15 protein-coding genes are annotated in these 16,763 nt (G+C 71.7%); 9 read left to right on the top strand and 6 right to left on the bottom strand.

Annotated elements, in window-relative coordinates; all coding sequences use genetic code 11:
- The first annotated feature begins 21 nt into the window (after positions 1-21).
- From GXP74_RS09435 to GXP74_RS09425, 3 genes are all read left to right on the top strand, one after another.
- Entirely contained in the window at positions 22-2,346 is a 2,325-nt protein-coding gene (locus GXP74_RS09435; protein ID WP_182451004.1) for a transglycosylase domain-containing protein, read from the top strand.
- A gap of 101 nt (positions 2,347-2,447) precedes the next feature.
- A complete protein-coding gene (locus GXP74_RS09430) occupies positions 2,448-3,425 on the top strand; it encodes an ATP-binding cassette domain-containing protein (protein WP_182451002.1) in 978 nt (325 codons plus the stop codon).
- Positions 3,422-4,249, top strand: a complete 828-nt coding sequence (locus GXP74_RS09425; RefSeq protein ID WP_182451000.1) for an ABC transporter permease — start codon at positions 3,422-3,424, stop codon at positions 4,247-4,249. Before GXP74_RS09430 ends, GXP74_RS09425 begins: the two co-directional genes overlap by 4 nt.
- A gap of 17 nt (positions 4,250-4,266) precedes the next feature.
- Here the strand turns inward: GXP74_RS09425 and GXP74_RS09420 are convergent, their stop codons facing one another.
- Positions 4,267-7,629 (bottom strand): BTAD domain-containing putative transcriptional regulator, encoded by a 3,363-nt coding sequence (locus GXP74_RS09420; RefSeq protein ID WP_182450998.1) that lies wholly within the window; start codon positions 7,627-7,629, stop codon positions 4,267-4,269.
- A gap of 114 nt (positions 7,630-7,743) precedes the next feature.
- Here GXP74_RS09420 and GXP74_RS09415 point away from each other — a divergent pair, with 114 nt between their 5' ends.
- Positions 7,744-8,916 carry a serine hydrolase domain-containing protein gene (locus GXP74_RS09415; protein WP_182450996.1) on the top strand — a complete coding sequence of 391 codons (1,173 nt, stop codon included), beginning with the start codon at positions 7,744-7,746 and terminating at the stop codon, positions 8,914-8,916.
- A 120-nt stretch (positions 8,917-9,036) separates the two neighbouring features.
- Here GXP74_RS09415 and GXP74_RS09410 read toward each other — a convergent pair whose 3' ends face one another.
- The 3 genes from GXP74_RS09410 to GXP74_RS09400 all read right to left on the bottom strand — a co-directional run bounded on the left by GXP74_RS09410 (position 9,037) and on the right by GXP74_RS09400 (position 11,800).
- Positions 9,037-10,557 (bottom strand): hypothetical protein, encoded by a 1,521-nt coding sequence (locus GXP74_RS09410; RefSeq protein WP_225447815.1) that lies wholly within the window; start codon positions 10,555-10,557, stop codon positions 9,037-9,039.
- Positions 10,558-10,895: 338 nt separating this feature from the next.
- Positions 10,896-11,171, bottom strand: a complete 276-nt coding sequence (locus GXP74_RS09405) for a hypothetical protein (protein WP_182450994.1) — start codon at positions 11,169-11,171, stop codon at positions 10,896-10,898.
- A gap of 50 nt (positions 11,172-11,221) precedes the next feature.
- Positions 11,222-11,800 (bottom strand): N-acetyltransferase, encoded by a 579-nt coding sequence (locus GXP74_RS09400; protein ID WP_225447814.1) that lies wholly within the window; start codon positions 11,798-11,800, stop codon positions 11,222-11,224.
- Positions 11,801-12,021: 221 nt separating this feature from the next.
- Here GXP74_RS09400 and GXP74_RS09395 point away from each other — a divergent pair, with 221 nt between their 5' ends.
- From GXP74_RS09395 to GXP74_RS09380, 4 genes are all read left to right on the top strand, one after another.
- Positions 12,022-12,417, top strand: coding sequence for a hypothetical protein (locus GXP74_RS09395; protein WP_182450991.1), 396 nt, complete (start codon positions 12,022-12,024; stop codon positions 12,415-12,417).
- A 236-nt stretch (positions 12,418-12,653) separates the two neighbouring features.
- Positions 12,654-12,884 (top strand): hypothetical protein, encoded by a 231-nt coding sequence (locus GXP74_RS09390; protein WP_225447813.1) that lies wholly within the window; start codon positions 12,654-12,656, stop codon positions 12,882-12,884.
- Positions 12,881-13,054 carry a hypothetical protein gene (locus GXP74_RS09385; protein ID WP_182450990.1) on the top strand — a complete coding sequence of 58 codons (174 nt, stop codon included), beginning with the start codon at positions 12,881-12,883 and terminating at the stop codon, positions 13,052-13,054. Before GXP74_RS09390 ends, GXP74_RS09385 begins: the two co-directional genes overlap by 4 nt.
- Positions 13,055-13,204: 150 nt before the next feature.
- Positions 13,205-14,020, top strand: a complete 816-nt coding sequence (locus GXP74_RS09380) for a site-2 protease family protein (RefSeq protein WP_182450988.1) — start codon at positions 13,205-13,207, stop codon at positions 14,018-14,020.
- A 10-nt stretch (positions 14,021-14,030) separates the two neighbouring features.
- On the opposite strand, the gene GXP74_RS09375 is transcribed toward GXP74_RS09380, so the two are convergent.
- Entirely contained in the window at positions 14,031-14,195 is a 165-nt protein-coding gene (locus GXP74_RS09375; RefSeq protein WP_182450986.1) for a hypothetical protein, read from the bottom strand.
- A 130-nt stretch (positions 14,196-14,325) separates the two neighbouring features.
- Positions 14,326-15,027 carry an NADPH-dependent F420 reductase gene (gene npdG / locus GXP74_RS09370; protein WP_182450984.1) on the bottom strand — a complete coding sequence of 234 codons (702 nt, stop codon included), beginning with the start codon at positions 15,025-15,027 and terminating at the stop codon, positions 14,326-14,328.
- Positions 15,028-15,238: 211 nt separating this feature from the next.
- Between npdG and GXP74_RS09365 the strand changes: the two genes are divergently transcribed.
- On the top strand, positions 15,239-16,639 hold the full coding sequence (locus tag GXP74_RS09365; protein ID WP_182450983.1) for a hypothetical protein: 1,401 nt from the start codon (positions 15,239-15,241) through the stop codon (positions 16,637-16,639).
- Positions 16,640-16,763 lie beyond the last annotated feature (124 nt).

Genomic DNA, 16,763 nt, shown 5'->3' with positions numbered 1-16,763 from the left:
GCGGCCAACTATCTTGTGCTCATGGCAGCTAAGAGGTCTGTTCCGGTCGGTCACAAGATCGGCTTCGGCATACGTCTGCTCGGTGGCAGCGTCCTCGCCGGCGTCCTGGTCGCCGGTCTCGGAATACCCGCGGTCGGCGCGATCGGCCTCAGCGCCAAGGCCGCCGCCAACGACTTCAACAACATCCCCAATGACCTCGCCATCCCCGATCTCGGGCAGTCGTCGACCATCTACGACGCCGACGGCGGGATCATGGCCAAGGTCTACGCGCAGGGCCAGAACCGGACGACGGTGCCGCTGAGCAAGATCGCGCCGGTGATGCAGAACGCGCTGATCGACATCGAGGACCACCGCTACTACCAGCACGGCGCGATAGACCTTGAGGGAACGCTGCGCGCCCTCACCAAGAACGCGAGCGCCGGGGCGACCACCCAGGGCGGCTCGACACTGACGCAGCAGTACGTCAAGAACGTCTTCATCTACGAGGCGGGTGACAGCCCCTCCAAGCTGGCCGAGGCGACCCGGCAGACCACCGGCCGGAAGATCCAGGAGCTGCGCTACGCCATCAAGTTGGAGGAGGACCTGTCCAAGCAGCAGATCCTCGACGACTACCTCAACATCACCTACTTCGGTGAGGGCGCGTACGGCATCGAGGCCGCGTCCGAGCTCTACTTCAGCGTCCACGCCAGTCAGTTGACGCTCACTCAGGCCGCCCTGCTGGCCGGTCTCGAACAGTCCCCGTCGGAGTACGACCCGACGGTGAACCCGGTCGAGGCGCTCCAGCGCCGCAACGAGGTGCTGGCCGCGATGGCCAACTACGACACGATCACCCAGTTGCAGGCGACCGAGGCGGAGGCCACCCCGCTGAACCTGAAGGTGACCTGGCCGCGCACCGGCTGCATCACCGCGCAGCAGGACGAGGGCTTCTTCTGCAACTACGTCGAGGACGTGGTGTTGCAGGACCCGGCCTTCGGCAGGACCGCGTCGGCCCGCCAAGCCCTGTGGGACCACGGCGGGTTGCAGATCCACACGACGCTCGACCCGGTGGACCAGGCGGCCGAGAACCAGGCCGTCGCCGACAACGTCCTGGCCGGCAACCGGGCCGCCGCCTCGACCACCATGGTCCAGCCGGGCACCGGCAGGATCCTGGCGATGGCGCAGAGCCGCCCGTACGGTGACAACGGCAACGAGACCGAGATCAACTACAACGCCAACGCCGACTACAACGGCGGCGAGGGGTTCCCGACCGGCTCGGTGTTCAAGGCGGTCACCGCCGCGACCGCCCTGGAGCAGGGAATCCCGCTCAGCTACAGCTACGACACGCCCGCCACCGCCGACTACCCGGAGATGACCGACTGCTCCGGCGTGGTGCACCCGGCGGTCAGCGGCGACATGAACGACACCTCGAAGGCCCCGGGCAACATCAACATGGTGCAGGCCATGGCCGCCTCGGTGAACACCTACTTCGTACCGCTGGAGGCCAAGGTCGGGCTCTGCAACGTGGTCCACATGGCGCAGAGCCTGGGGCTGAGCTACGCGGGCAGCCCGAACGGGCTGGTGCCGCTGGCCCAGGTGCAGTCGCTGACCCTGGGCGTCAACGCGCTGACCCCGCTCCAGATCGCCGACGCGTACGCCACCTTCGCCAACAACGGCGTGTACTGCAACGCGATCGCGATCACCAGCGTCACCGACTCCGGCGGCAAGAGCCTGCCGGTGCCGTCCGCCGACTGCCACCGGGTGATGCGGCGGAGCACGGCGGCGGGTGTGAACACCCTGCTCGCCTCGGTGGTCTCGGACGAGGGCACCGGCGCGACCGTCGGCATCGACTGGTCCGACGCGGGCAAGACCGGTACCACCAACAACGACAACCAGGCCTGGTTCGCCGGGTACACCAAGCAGATCTCCGACGCCACGGTGGTGTCCAACCCGGACAACCCGAACGACTCGCTCGACCCGTGGTACACCATCAGCGGCGTCGAGTACCAGAACGCCTACGGCTACCTCACCTCCGGGCCGATCTGGAAGCAGGCGATGACGGCCTCGATGAACGGGAAGCCGGACATCGAGCTCTCCTTCGCCCCACGCCCGGACGACGCGGTCCCCACCCCGGACCCGAGCTCCAGCTACACCGGCACCGACGGCGGCAACGGCAACGGTGGCACGTACGGTGACAACGGCGGCACGTACGGCAACGGCGGTACGTACGGCAACGGCGGTACGTACGGCAACGGCGGGACGGGCTGGACCGGCTGGGTCGGCACCGGCGGGACCACCGGCAACGGCGGGACGACCGGCAACGGCGGGACGACCGGCAACGGCGGGATCGGGGGCGGGACCAACGGCTGACGGAGCCCTGACGGGAGGCTGACAGGGCGCTGACAGCGAGCCGGGGGAGGCGGCCGGGCGGGTGACGGTGGGGTGACGGGAGCGGCGGCGAAGCTTGGTGCATGACATCGAGTTCTACGAACGCCCCGGCCGTCGAGGTACGGGGACTGGCTAAGTACTACGGGGAGACCAAGGCACTGGACGGCGTGGACCTGAGTGTCCGCGAGGGCAGTGTCCGGGGGGTGCTGGGGCCGAACGGGGCGGGCAAGACCACCCTCATCCGGATCCTGTCGACGCTGGTCAAGGCCGACGCGGGCAGCGCCACCGTCGCGGGCTGGGACGTCGCCAGGCAGCCGCGGCAGCTGCGCCGGGCGATCGGGCTGACCGGGCAGTACGCCTCGGTCGACGAGTTCCTGTCCGGCTACGAGAACCTGTACCTGATCGGGCGGCTGCTCGACCTGTCCGCGAAGGGGTCCAAGCAGCGCGCCACCGAGCTGCTGGAGCGCTTCTCGCTGACCGAGGCCGCCAAGCGTCCGGCGAAGACGTACTCCGGCGGCATGCGGCGGCGGCTGGACCTGGCCGCGTCGATGATCGGGCAGCCGCGGGTGCTGTTCCTGGACGAGCCGACCACCGGCCTGGACCCGCGCACCCGTACCGAGGTGTGGGACGAGGTCCAGCGGATGGTCCGCGAGGGTTCGACGGTGCTGCTGACCACCCAGTACATGGAGGAGGCCGAGCAGTTGGCGGACGACCTGACGGTGATCGACCGGGGCCGGGTGATCGCCGACGGCAGCGTCGACGCGCTCAAGCGCCAGGTCGGCGGGCAGACGCTGACGGTGCGCCCGGCCCGGGCCGAGGAGTTGCAGTCGATGGCGCGCTGCCTGGCCGCGCACGGCGCGACCGCCGATCCGGCGGCCGGGGTGGTCCAGCTCACCATCGCGGACGATGACCAACTGACGGCCGTGGTGGCCGAGCTGGGACTCGGCGGGTTCGGCATAGCCGCGATCGAGACCCGGATGCCCAGCCTGGACGAGGTGTTCCTGTCGATCACCGGCGCCGGATCGGCCCCGGACCGGAAGCGTTTGGAGAGTGTGGCATGAGTGTGCTGACAGCCCCCGCCCCGACGGCGGAGACGGCGGCCGCGTACGGGGACCAGCGGATCAGCCTGCGGGCCTCGCTGCACCACATCAGCGCGCTGACCCGGCGCAACCTGATGCGGATCAAGGCGGACCCGGAGTCGATGATCGACGCCCTGCTGATGCCGATCCTGTTCACCCTGATCTTCGTGTACGTCTTCGGCGGCGCGGTGTCGGGCAACCAGTCCAACTACATCCAGTACATGGTCCCCGGGATGCTCGGCCAGATCGGGCTGAACCTGGCGATGGCCGTGGGCACCGGCCTGAACACGGACTTCACCACCGGCGTGATGGACCGGTTCCGCACGCTGCCGATCGGGCGCAGCTCGGTGCTGATCGCCAAACTGCTGTCGGAGACGCTGCGTTGCCTGGTGTCGCTGATGGTGCTGCTGGGCTTCGCGATGACGCTGGGGCTGCGGATCCACACCGGACCGCTGCAGTTGCTGGCGGCGCTGGGCCTGGCGCTGGCGTTCGGCTCGTCCGTGGTGTGGATCTCGATGCTGCTCGGCATGTCGATGAAGAGCGCCCAGGCGGTGCAGGGCGTCGGAATGCTGGTGATCATGCCCCTGCAGTTCGGCAGTTCGGTGTTCGCGCCGACCGGCACCATGCCGGGCTGGCTGCAGGCGTTCACCAAGGTCAACCCGCTGTCGGCGCTGGCGGACGCGAGCCGGGCGCTGATCGACGGCGGTCCGGCGCTGCACCCGGCGCTCCAGGTGCTGGCCTGGTCGGCGGGGCTGACGGTGGTCTTCGCGCCGCTGGCGGTGGCGAAGTTCAAGAAGAAGACCTGAGTCCAGGAAGGACCTGTTCAGTCGGAGCGCCCGGGCTCGCGCTGTTCCTGGTCGGGGCCGTCGCCGCGCATCAGGGCGACGGCCCCGACCAGGTCCAGTTGCCGGCCTCGGGCGTGGGCCCGGTCGAAGGCCTGGTCGCCGAGCAGCTGCCGCAGCGCCTCGGTGGTCGCCTGGACCTCCAGGTGCTCCAGGTAGTGGTTGACCGGGCGGATCCGCAGCGCCTCGTAGGCGCCGAGCAGCGCGGCGGCGTCCCACGCGTAGTCGGCGGGCGCGGCGCCGGGGGCGGGCTGGTGGCGGGCGTTCTCCAGCAGCACGGAGGCGACCGAGGGGGCCAGCACCAGCGCGAGCTGTCCCACCGACCAGGGCGAGGGTATCTCCTGCCGCTCCAGCTGGGCCACCCCGGCCCGCAGCCGCAGCAGTCCCTCCCGGGGGTGCCCCTGCCTGGCGTCCAGCCAGCCGAGCATGCCTTCGACCAGCCCGGCGAGCTGCTCGCCGAAGCTGAGCTCGGGGCCCCGCAGCAGCGCCTCGACCAGCGTCCTGGCCTCGTCGAGACGCCCCTGGTGGGCGCGGAGCAGGGCTAGCATGCAGCTGCCGAAGAAGCCCGCGCCCTGCCCCCGGGGGCCGTGTGTCCTGGCGTCGGCGATGCCCGCGAGCAGGTACCGCTCCCCCTCGTCCAGTCGGCCGAGGCAGACCAGCGCGTCGCCGTGCCGGACTTCGAGCATGGCCAGGTCCGGCTCGGCGCCGATGCCCCGGGCGAGTTCGATGGCCCGGCCGGAGGCGTGCACGGCGAGTTCGAAGTCGCCGGTGAAGCTCGCGTTCTCGGCCTGACCGGCCAGCGCCTCGGCCATGCCCCAGCTGTCGCCGAGGCGGGTGAACAGGTCCAGGCTCTCCTGGGCGTCCGCGCGGGCGGCGGGCAGGGCGTCGGGCTGGTCGTTGGAGATCTTGCCGCGCAGTTGCAGCGCGAAGGCCAGCTCCCACTCCAGCCCCTGCGCCCGGCAGCCCCGGACGATGTCCTCGACGGTGTCGACGATGTACTCGAACTGGCCGGTGAACATCAGCGCGTAGACCCGGAACAGCGCCGGGAGCGTGGCGGACTGCGGCAGCTCCGGCGGGTAGGCCAGACGCACCCGGTCGCCGGCCAGGACCAGTTCCGGGTCGGGGTTGCGACTGAAGACGGTCTGGGCGCTGACGAACCCGCACAGCGCCACGGCCCGGCGGGCCTCCGCCAGCACCTCCGGCGACCAGGGCGGGGGCAGGTCCATCGGGCCCTGGACGAGCGGCACCGGCGGCACCGCGAACGGGTCGCCCGGATGCAGCGCGGTGGCGGCGGCGAACCAGGTGTGGCTCTCGGACTCGTAGTTGCGCAGCTGCCAGAACCAGGACAGGGACAGCGCCAGGGAGAGCGCGTCGTGCTCGGCACCGGTGGCGACGGCGCGGCGCAGGGCGGTCCGGAGGTTGTCGTGCTCGACCTCCAGCAGGTCGAGGGCGGCGCGCTGGTCCCGGCCGCGCAGCAGCGGATCGGTGACCCGGGCCAGCTCACGGTAGTGACAGATATGGCGATCTGTCATCTGTTGACTGTCCGGCAGTTCCTGTCGTCGCTCAGTCGCGTACTCGTGGATGGTCTCCAGCATCCGGTAGCGCGGGGCGGACGACTCCAGCGACGCCTGGACCAGCGACTTGTCGACCAGTGAGGCCAGCAGCGGGGCGATCTCGGCCGACGGCAGCCATTCGTCCACGCAGACCTGCTCGGCGGCGTCCAGGGTCCAGCCGCCCGCGAACACCGACAGCCGGGCCAGCAGCAGCCGCTCCGGCTTGTCCAGCAGATCCCAGCTCCAGTCCACCACCGCCCGCAGCGTCTGCTGCCGGGGCAGGTGGGTGCGGCTGCCGCCGGTGAGCAACTGGAAGCGGCGGTCGAGCCGGTCGGCGAGCTGACGTGGCGTCAGTGCCCGTAGCCGGGCCGCCGCCAGCTCGATCGCCAGCGGCAGCCCGTCCAGCCGTCGGCAGATCTCCGCGCAGGCCTCCGGATCGCGCTCGGGATCGACCGCGCCGCGCTCGGCCAGCAGCCGCAGCGCGGCCCGGTCCGGCAGCGGCTCGACCGGCAGTACCGCCTCGCCCGGCACTCCCAGCGGTTCGCGGCTGGTCGCCAGCACGGTCACCCCGGGACAGTTCGCCACGATCTGCTCGGCGAGTTCGGCCGCCGCCTGGACCAGGTGCTCGCAGTTGTCCAGCACGATCAGCAGCCGCCGCCCGGCGCAGTGGTCGAGCAGCCGTTCCATCGGCGAGTCCGGCTCGGCGGGTGTGCCCAGCACCTCCGCCGTCTTGCTGCCGACGTGCAGCAGGGTCGCCCGCAGGCCCAGCGCGCTGAGGACCGCGCCGGGCACGGACTGCGGATCGTCCAGCGGCGCCAGCTCGACCAGCCACACGCCGTCCGGGAAGGCCTCGGCCGGCTCGCTGCGGGCGGCCTCCTGCGCCAGCCGGGTCTTGCCGCTGCCGCCCGGGCCGGTCAGCGTCAGCAGCCGCCGCCCCGCCAGCGCGGACCGCAGGCCGACCAGGTCGGCGTCCCGCCCGACGAAGCTGGTCAACCGGGGCCGGAAGTTCGCCGCAGCGGAGGCGGGCACGGGCACGGGTACGGGCACGGCTATGGCCTCGGGTGGTGCCACCGGCACCGGGTCCACCGGGCCGGGGTGGGTCAGCAGGGTGGCGTGCAGGGCGCGGAGCGCCGGGCCCGGGTCGGTGCCCAGGGCGTCGGCCAGGCGGAGCCGGAACTCCTCGTACCCGAGCAGCGCCTCCGGGGCGCGCCCGGCCGCGCTCAGCGCGCGCAGCCGCAGGAGCTGCAACGACTCGTCCAGTGGCTGCCGCTCGACCATCCCGGCCAGCTCCCGGAGCACCTCCTCGGCCCGGCCCAGCGCCAGCTCCGCCTCCAGCAGCCGCCGCCGCGCCGCCTCGCGCTGCGCCTCGCAGCGGGCGGCGGCGTCGGTGCGGTCCGGCAGGTCCACGAGCGCGGGCCCGCGCCACAGGGCCAGCGCGGCGCGCAGCGACTCGGCGCTGTCCTCGGCGGCCAGCGCCTCGAACCGCGACAGATCCGTGTCGGCCGAGGTCAGCCGGTACCCGTCGGGGACGGAGGCCAGCTCCTGCGGTCCGAGCGCCCGGCGCAGCCGGGCCACCAGCGTCTGCAGCGCGTCCTGCGGGTCGGCCGGCGGGTCCTGCCCCCAGACCTCCTCGATCAGCACCCAGGATGGGACCGGTTTCCCGGCCCGCAGCGCCAGCGCGGCCAGCAGCGCGCGCAGCCGCGGCCCCCCGACCGCGACCGGGGTGCCGTCGTTCCGAAGCGCCTGTGTGGTCCCGAGGATGCCGTACTGCACCTGGCCATTGTCGTCCATGCCCGACCGCACCGGCGACACCGGCCGATTCCGGCCCCGGTTCGGGAATCGATCGGCGGCGGAGCGGGTTGTGCTGGCGACTCGACACCGAACCAACGGGGAGCAACGCAACCGATGGACCAGCACACCACGCACGGCACCGTCGCCACCGGCTTCGAAGCGGTCCGCGAGGAGTTCCACGCGGTCGCCGCGGCGGAGGGCGGCGACTACGCGGCACAACTGACGATATATCACCAGGGGAAGCAGGTCGTGGACTTGTGGACCGGACCGGAGATCTCCGGCGACTCGCTGACCGGCGTGTACTCCTGCACCAAGGGCGCCGCCTACCTGGTGGCCGCGCTGCTGGTGCAGCAGGGCGCACTTGAGCTCGATCAGCAAGTGAGCTACTACTGGCCCGAGTTCGGCGCGGCTGGCAAGCAACACCTCACCGTGCGCGAGCTGTTGGCGCACCGCGCGGGTGTGGTCGGCGCGGTCGCGGGCTTCACCCTGGACGAGCTCGCCGACGACCGGGTGCTGGCCGCCCGGATGGCGGCGCAGACCCCCTACTGGCGGCCGGGGACCGCCTTCGGCTACCACGCGCTGGTGGCCGGGGCGCTGATCGGCGAGGTGGTGTTCCGGGCCACCGGCCGCAGCATCCAGCAGCACTTCGAGGAGCACATCCGCGCGCCCTACGGCATCGACTTCTACCTGGGGCTCCCGCCGGAGCAGGAGCCGCGCTTCCTCACCACCCAGCCGATGCGGCCCACCCCGGAGCAGCTGGCGCAGGTGGCCGCGAACCCGGTGACGCCACCGGCCCTGCTCGGCATCGCCTTCAACCAGAAGCGGCCGGACGCGCCCGCCCTGGACACCCTGCCCAACCACCCGGTGATCCGGGCCAAGGCCCCGGCCTCGGTCGGCGGCGTCGCCTCCGCGCGCGGACTGGCGCGGATGTACGCGGCGGCGACCACCGGCACCGACGGCCTCCCGCCGCTGCTGACGCCGGACACGGTGGCCGCCTTCGGGCAGATCCAGTCCGTCGGCCTGAACCTGGTCACCGGCGGCCACAGCGCCTACGGCGTCGGCTTCACCGCCGTCGCGGACCTCTACCCGGTGCTCAACCCCGGCTCCTTCGGCCACCCCGGCGCGGACGGCTCCCAGTCCTTCGCCGACCCGCACAGCGGTCTCGCCTACGGCTACACCCGCCGCCGCTACGCCTTCCCCGGCGGCGCGGCAGCCGAGAACACCCGCCTGGTCCGCGCCGCCGCCGACGCGGCCAACGCCACCGTTCCGGCTTCGGCCGCGACCTGACCGAAGCGGGTCGCCGCACCCGGCGGGCCGGGTGAGGGCGGGGGTGAGGCCCCGGGCGGCGCGGGCCTCACCTCGGCCGGGCCGTCATAACCCGCCCACCCCGATGACCCGGGCCGGGGGTCAGGAGCTGGGGCGGATGGCCAGGACGCCGGTCTCGGTGCCCTGGTAGAGGGTGCCGTCGGGGCCGGTGGTGCCGGTCATCTGCAACGGGTTGTCCAGCAGGCCGATGCCGAGCAGGCTGCTGGACTCCAGCGCTCCGGTGGCCGGGTCCACCACCGCGTAGTGGTAGGCGGCGAAGGTGTCGCTGCCGGCCAGGCCCATCGGCCCGCTGGCGGTCACCGTGTAGATCCTGTCGTCGCCCAGCGACAGCCTGGGCAGCGCGGCCGAGGCGACGTCGCTGTTCCACACCACCGAGCAGCCGTTCCCGGCCGGGTTCAGGTCGACCCTGGTCATCCCGCCGTCGAAGGAGGCGGAGGAGGGCACGCTGGCGGGGGCGCCGGAGGGCAGCGCCGGGTACGGGTAGCCGTAGGTGTCGGTGACGAAGACGCTGTCGCCGGAGGCGATCATCGCGTCCTCGGTGCCGCTCTCCGGGTACTGGGTCAGCACCGGCGTCGCGCAGACCTGCGCCGGAGCGGACGGCGTGGCCGATCCGGCCGGGGCCGGGACCCCGGCGGTCGTGTAGACCAGCAGGTTCTCGTGCGGCGCGGCGTTGTCGGTGATGGTGACGTACTCGGTGCCGTTGCCCGGGCCGAAGAAGCTCGGGGTGGCCCCGGTGCCCCAGCTGAGCTGGCCGGGCTTGCGGCCCGGGCCCCGGTCGTAGGCCGCCCGCCAGTCGATCTGCGGGGTGCCGTCCGGGCCCTCGGTGAGCAGGTAGAGGGCGTGGTCGGTGGCGACCGCCGTGTAACCGGGCACGGTGGAGATGCTGTTGTCGACCTGCTCGCCCGCGGGCAGGTCCAGCGCCCGGACCACGCCGGTGGCGGTGTCGGCGGTGCCGACCACGCCGTCCTGGGTGGCGAACCACACCTTGCCGTCCCACCCCGGGGACAGCCCCACGACACTGTCGCCGGAGGGGATGACCGAGGCCAGCGAGAGCGACTGATCCACCGTCAACTCCCAGTTCCCATTGGACTGGAGGTGATGGCCGACGCGCAGCAGGTCATCGTCCCCGTCGACCAGCACCAGGTCGTTGTCGTTGTCGAGGTAGCTGTAGACGCCGCCGAACAGGTTCCCCTTGGCCACGGACAGCGAGGCCAGGTCGTCGCCGCTGTGCGGGTCCAGCAGGTGGACGGTCGGGGTCTCGCCGAAGATCGTGGTGCACAGGGTGACCGGGTAGCCGTCGGAGCCGATGACCACCGTCGGGCAGGCCGAGGCCAGCGCGGTACGGCTGGAGCTGACCGCGCCGGTGCCGGGACCGGCGTAGGGAGTGGTGTCGGAGGAGGCGCTGTCGCCGTGCATGGTCGCCACGCCGTTGGCGGCGGTGGCCGGGTTCTGCGGGGGCAGCGGCCCGAAGCCGCCGGTGTCGGCGGAGGCGCTGCCGACCGCGCCGAAGGCGGCCGCGGCGGTGAGCAGCGCGGTCAGCCGCAGCCGCGGGGAACGTGCGGACCGCGACAACCGCGAGGGCACGGGTACGCGTGAGGACATGGGTGTATGCGGCACGAGGGCCCTTTCCGAGCATGGGTGGGAACGCCGCCGTGCGTCAGCAACGCCGGTGATACGCGGGAACAGCACGCGCGGGCCCCCGGGCGCGGGTGTCAGCGAAGACGCGCGGGCATGGCGGGGGCGCGGAACAGCCAAGCGGCCGGGCTAACCGGCCCGCTGGTCAACTGACCGGACAACAGCCGGTGTTGGTGACACGCCCATGGTCCACATGGCGTCGGCTCACCAGAACAGTCATACCGGTCACGCTAGCGGATCGGCCGATCAAGCACCAGACATGGACATGATCTGATGCCGACACATCGCCCCGCGAGCCGGTTCGCTCAGGCCGTGGTCCCTGCGGAACTCCGCTGCGGCAGCGCGCGGACCGCCGGGTCGGTGACGGTGGCGATCAGGGCGTCGGTGAAGCGGAAGCTGTCCAGCACCTGGAACGGGCGGTCGTGGAAGCGGCGCACCTTCGGGTCCAACGGAGCCGTCAGGCACAGGCGGTTGTGCAGGCCCGCGACGAACTCGTACGCCGGGGACAGGAACTGCTCGCGTTCACGCTCGGTGTGGAACAGCCGGGCCAGCTCCAGCCCGGGCACGAAGGCACGCGTCATGGTCGACACCCTCGCAGCGCGGGCCCGCGCCGGGCGACCGAATTACCCGGTCAGCCTCCTGCCGGACGCCACATGGTGGTCACCGGATGTCCGTCCGCCAGGGTGATCGTCCGCAGCGGGGTGAAGCCGGCCCCGGCGTACCGCTTGTTGTTGGCCGGGTTGCACGACTCCAGGTAGGCCGGCGCGCCGAGCGCGTCGGTACGGGCCAGGCTCTCCCGGAGCAGCCCCATGCCGAGGCCGTGGCCACGGTGGTCGCTGTGCGTGGCGAGCAGGCTCAGGTAGAAGTGCGGCTCGCTCGGCCGTGCCTCGTCCAGCTTGCCGAGCAGGTCGAGGATGCCGTCGGCGACCTTCCGGCCGGTGGTGTCGACCAGGAAGCCCTCGAAGCCGTCCTCCTCCTCGGGCGTCAACTCCCTTTCGCCCGGCGGGATCCACAGCGCCGCAGACTCGACGTTCGGGGTCACCAGCAGCCACGGGTACCGCAGCGAGGAGGTCACCAGCAGCCGCCACAGGGCGGACGCCTGCTCGGCGCGGCGGTCGACGTCCGGGAACGCCGGACCCCACATCGGGTCGTCGAAGAACGCCGTGGTCATGGCGGCGACGACCGCGTCGACGTCCGCAGGTGTCGCCACCCGCGCGAGTCGGTCGTGAGCGCTCTCGGAACGGTCCGCGTGCATCAGGCAAACCCCATCGGTCGACGATATCGCCACTCTGCCGGAGCAGCCCCCGACAGTCAAGCGTTTCGGTTGCGTTATCGGTGTTCTGCCGCTGATTTCGTCGTATTCATCTGGCTTGAATGTCGATCCTGTCGGCATCGGGAGTCGGCGATCGGGTTGGTCATACCGTTGTTCCCATGACAAACGAAGACGAGGACGTGACCGCGCGGCTCGGCGCACGCGGTGCCTTCCCGATGGTGCCGGACCATTGGCTGCCGCATCTCGACCGGCTGGACCGGGCGTTGGCCGCCATCGACCCCGACTACACGGTGAGTCAGGTCAAGGGGAAGTACGACGGCCTGCGGTTCTACCTGCCGCCGACCCTGTACGAGGCCCCGTGCTGCGAACTCTGGCTCTCGGCGAACCCCTCCCCGGGCAGGCAGGACGTCCCGGCGTGGAAGGCGTGGTTCGCACGGCAGAACGAGCACGAACAGACCATCGCCCACGAGCGGCAGGCGGCCGACTGGCGCGCCCGGCGCGCGGCGATGCACGACCTGATCTCGATCGCCGAGCGGGAGTCGTACACCTGGTGAGACCGGCGGCCGACCACGGTCCTCCGGTGATGCTCCCTCATAAGGCGCAGGGCTGTTATCGGTTCTCCCCTGTCGAGCCTACGCATATCGCGCTTCTCTTGGAGTACAAACAGGAACACGGAACGTCACGAACGACAGGACGGGACCTTGGCCAAGAGATCAGAGATCGCGTACCCGACCACCAACCGGTTCAGCGGAGCCATGGAGGCGATCCGCCGGACGGGGGTGGACGGCTCGTGAGTGCGCGGACGAACAGGGTCGGCTCGCTGATGCGGGACACCCGGAAGGACCGGGTGGGCGTGGTGATGGGTGAGCTCGCCGGATCGGTGTACCTGCGTCCGGTCGGCGGCGGGCGGGAATGGGACTCCCGCTGGGCGGATCTGGAACCGGTCAGCGAGGGCACGCACGCACAGTTGCGGGCGCGGGTGGCGGAGCTGAACGCGGCGAGCAGCGGAGGATTGCTGTGAACGAGCCCGACTTCAGCTTCGGCCTGCCGTCGCGGATCCCGGACCCGGTCCCCGACTGCCCGGAGTGCGCCCGGTACGTGGCCCAGCACCGGGCCGCCCGCACCGATCCGAGCGCGGCGGCGGACGCCCGCGTCCTGATGCGGCGCCACCTGGAGCAGCAGCACGACTGACCCACCGGTAAACCCGCACCGGCGCGCCCCCGCGCCGGTGCGCCGCACCGAGACGCCCGGGGCACGGGCCCCGGGGCAGGGGGCGGCTTGTTCGGCGGCAGCGCAGGCGGGATGATCGGGTCTCACCCGAATGACCGGAGTCCTCCCGCCATGAGCGTCCACGACAGTCGTCCCCACTCCGACCGGAGGATCAGCCCGATCTTCCTGGCCCTGCTCGCCGTCCTCGGCGCGTCCGGGGGCGCCCTGTGGACGGGCTGGGGGAACCCCAGGATCGGGGTGTTCCTGTTCGTCGTGGCCGGGTGGCTGGTGTCGCTGTGCCTGCACGAGTACGCGCACGCCCGGGCGGCGCTGCACAGCGGGGACATCTCCATCGGCACCAAGGGCTACCTGACGCTGAACCCGCTGAAGTACACGCACCCGGTGTACAGCTTCATCATGCCGCTGGTGTTCATCATCCTCGGCGGTATCGCGCTGCCCGGCGGCGCGGTGTTCATCGAGCGGGGCCGGATCCACGGCAAGTGGAAGCACAGCCTGATCTCGGCGGCGGGCCCGGCGATCAACGCGCTCTGCGCGCTGCTGCTGCTCGGCCTGCTGACGCCGGTGTCGGCGCCGACCGGGCCGACGCTGACCGGCCCGGAGTACTTCTACAGCGCGGTCGGGTACCTGGCGCTGCTCCAGCTGATGGCGGCCATCCTGAACCTGCTGCCGGTCCCGGGGCTGGACGGCTACGGCATCATCGAGCCCTGGCTGTCGTACAACAACCGCCGGGCGTTCGCGAACCTCGCGCCCTACGGCATGATCATCGTCTTCCTGCTGCTGTGGAACACCACGATCAACAACTGGTTCTTCAACGACATCATCTTCAACATCATGCGGTGGTTCGGGCAGGCCTGGGGCTACTCAAACGAGGGGAACTACCTGTTCCACTTCTTCAACCTGAACCTCGGCAGCGTCTTCGGGCACTGAGCCCCGCACGTCAGGCCCGGCTGCCGCGGCGGTACTGGACCCAGCCCATGTTGCTGGTGATGCCCGCGAGCAGCAGCCAGGCGAGCCCGATCCAGAAGCCCGCGAGCACCGACACCACGGCGGCGACCACCGCGAGCGCGGACAGGATGAACAGCAGGACATAGAGGCGGGGCATCTGCGGACTCCACTGACGGGACGGGCCGGACATGGACCATTGTGTCCGACGTCCGGCCCGGGCCGCGTCCAGGGGGGCATCCGAGCGGCATTCAGGGTGAATGTCCCGCTTTCGGCCTCGCTCGGAGTGCTCAGATGTCGGTGATCCGCAGACCGGCGTGCGCCTTGTAGCGGCGGTTGACCGAGATCAGGTTCGCCACCAGCGACTCCACCTGGTGGGCGTTGCGCAGCCGTCCGGCGAAGACCCCGCGCATCCCCGGGACCCGGTTCGCCAGCGCCTGGACGGTGTCGGTGGCCGCCCGCTCCTCCCCCAGCACCAGCACGTCGATCTCCACCTCGTCCACGCTCGGGTCGAGCAGCAGCACCGCCGAGAGGTGGTGGAAGGCGGCGGTGACCCGCGAGTCCGGCAGCAGCACGGCGGCCTGCTGCGCGGCGCTGCCCTCCTCCGGTACCAGCGCGAAGGCGCCCTGCTTGTCGAAGCCCAGCGGGTTGACGCAGTCCACCACGATCTTCCCGGCGAGCTCGGTCCGCAGCGACGCCAGCAGCTCGCCGTGCCCCTCCCACGGGACGGCCACGATCACGATGTCGCTCTGCTCCGCCGTGGCCGCGTTGTCCGCGCCGCGTACGCCGAAGCCCAGCTCGGCGGCCTTCTCCTGGGCGCGCTCGGCGCTGCGCGAGCCGATCACCACCTGCTGCCCGGCCCGCGCCAGCCGGTACGCGAGCCCCCGCCCCTGCGGGCCCGTCCCGCCGAGGACGCCGACCACCAGGCCGGAGACGTCCGGCAGGTCGTGCGGGCTGCGGGCGGGGGCGGCTGTGTCCTTGGGTGTACTCATGGCCGCATCCTCGCACCAGGCCGCCCGCCGCCACGACCACCACGGCGCCGATGCGTCGGGTGTCACAGCGGAGGTCCGCGGGATGATTCGGGTAAGAACCCTCCCCCCTTCTGTTACCGCCTGGTCAGCGTTGTCCCCTTGGTGGGGAATTGGCGATACCTACGCTGGCTCGTGCGGTGCCGCATCTCGTGCGGCTCCGCACGAGGAGGAGATGTTCATAGGGGTATCCATCTTCGGCAGCCGCGCGGCCGGGCTCGGCCTGGCCGCCGTCACCGCCGCCGGTGCCGCGCTGACCGGCGCCGCCGCGGCACACGCGGCCCCGGCGCCGACGCCGACGCTGACGGAGACGCGGCTGACGCCGCTGGCGCTCGTGCCGGGCAGTTTCGACCTCGGCAACGACGGCCTGTTCTTCACGTCCAACACGGCCAGGACGGTCGACGCCGCCGCCACCATCACCATCGACCTGCGCGGGCTGGCCAAGGTCGCGACGCCGGTGATCCAGGGGGACTGCGCGGTCAAGAACCTGGTCGCGGTCTGCACCAGCAAGATGATCAGCGTCAGCCTGCCCTCGGCGCACCTGGCCTCGGACACCGTCGGACTCGGCTTCACCCCGCTCAAGGGCGCACCGGTCGGCGCCCAGGGCAGCTACACCGTCAGCGGCACGGTCGCGGGCTACAAGCTGGTCGGCGGCACCAGCACGGTGACCATCGGCGGCCCGACGCTGAAGGTGACCTCGCTGCCCGGCCAGTCGGGGCTGCGGGTCGGCTCCACCGTGAACGAGCCGATCAGCTTCACCAACACCGGGGACCGCCCCTCGGCCGGCTCCGAGGTGCTGTTCGAGCTCACCCCGGGCCTGGCCTTCGGCCAGAGCTACCGCAACTGCGAGTACACGGCCCTCGGCGAGGGCTACACCGCGGCGGTGTGCCGCTTCGGCGGGACGGTGGCGCTGGGCGAGAAGCTCCAGCTGAACGCCCCGCTGGCGGTCAAGGTCACGCCGCAGGCGCTGTACACGTCGGTGAGCGCCTACGCCCTGGCCGAGAACGACCCCGCCCTGAGCGGCTACATCGGCTCCACGCCGGTGGTCTGGCACGCGGGCGGCGGCTCGGCGCTGGGGCTGCGGGTGCTCTCCGCCGGGCACCGCTCCAGCGTCCCGGCCGGGACCGTGGCGACCTTCGGGAACGCGGACCAGAACGGGCTCGTCGTCGGGCTCCAGGCCAAGAACACGGCCGACTTCGGGGTGACCGGGGCGAAGGTCGCGGGCAGGGCCGGGAGCGACGTCACGGTGAACCTGGGTCTGGCCAACCACGGTCCGGCCACGCTGGTGACCGACTCGCCCCCGAACCTGCAGTTCACCCTGCCGCCGGGCGTCTCGGCGGTACGGGTTCCGCCCACCTGCGGTCTCGCGGACGCCGACGTGCCGGGGGTCTACGACTGCGGCTACGGCTGGGGAGTGGTGTTCACGCTTCCCGCCGGTTACCAGCTGGACTTCCCCTTCGTGCTGCGGATCGACAAGGTGGTCAAGGGAGCCGCCGGCAAGGTCGGGCTCAGCGGCCCGCCGCTGCCGTACGACCCGAACCCGCGCAACAACACGGCCGTGGTCAGCGTCAACTGACGCCCGGCTCAGTCGGTCCGCCCCGTCCCCTCGGCTCCGGGGGCGGGGCGGACCGCGTCTGGCGGGAAGTCGGGGGTGATTGGCAGCGAGGGGCATGGCCGGGGCGGGCGGGCGGCGGGCAGAC

The organism is Streptacidiphilus sp. P02-A3a, assembly GCF_014084105.1.
Taxonomy (GTDB): Bacteria; Actinomycetota; Actinomycetes; order Streptomycetales; family Streptomycetaceae; genus Streptacidiphilus.
The sequence above is the reverse complement of the archived record's forward strand: the minus strand, read 5'-3'. Positions and strand labels throughout refer to the sequence as shown.

Coding starts and splice junctions, on each gene's coding strand:
- GXP74_RS09425 (WP_182451000.1), top strand. CDS start 3,422: ATGAGTGTGCTGACAGCCCCCGCCCCGACGGCGGAGACGGCGGCCGCG.
- npdG (WP_182450984.1), bottom strand. CDS start 15,027: ATGAGTACACCCAAGGACACAGCCGCCCCCGCCCGCAGCCCGCACGAC.
- GXP74_RS09375 (WP_182450986.1), bottom strand. CDS start 14,195: ATGCCCCGCCTCTATGTCCTGCTGTTCATCCTGTCCGCGCTCGCGGTG.
- GXP74_RS09365 (WP_182450983.1), top strand. CDS start 15,239: ATGTTCATAGGGGTATCCATCTTCGGCAGCCGCGCGGCCGGGCTCGGC.
- GXP74_RS09410 (WP_225447815.1), bottom strand. CDS start 10,557: ATGTCCTCACGCGTACCCGTGCCCTCGCGGTTGTCGCGGTCCGCACGT.
- GXP74_RS09415 (WP_182450996.1), top strand. CDS start 7,744: ATGGACCAGCACACCACGCACGGCACCGTCGCCACCGGCTTCGAAGCG.
- GXP74_RS09380 (WP_182450988.1), top strand. CDS start 13,205: ATGAGCGTCCACGACAGTCGTCCCCACTCCGACCGGAGGATCAGCCCG.
- GXP74_RS09435 (WP_182451004.1), top strand. CDS start 22: ATGGCAGCTAAGAGGTCTGTTCCGGTCGGTCACAAGATCGGCTTCGGC.
- GXP74_RS09430 (WP_182451002.1), top strand. CDS start 2,448: ATGACATCGAGTTCTACGAACGCCCCGGCCGTCGAGGTACGGGGACTG.
- GXP74_RS09395 (WP_182450991.1), top strand. CDS start 12,022: ATGACAAACGAAGACGAGGACGTGACCGCGCGGCTCGGCGCACGCGGT.
- GXP74_RS09420 (WP_182450998.1), bottom strand. CDS start 7,629: ATGGACGACAATGGCCAGGTGCAGTACGGCATCCTCGGGACCACACAG.
- GXP74_RS09405 (WP_182450994.1), bottom strand. CDS start 11,171: ATGACGCGTGCCTTCGTGCCCGGGCTGGAGCTGGCCCGGCTGTTCCAC.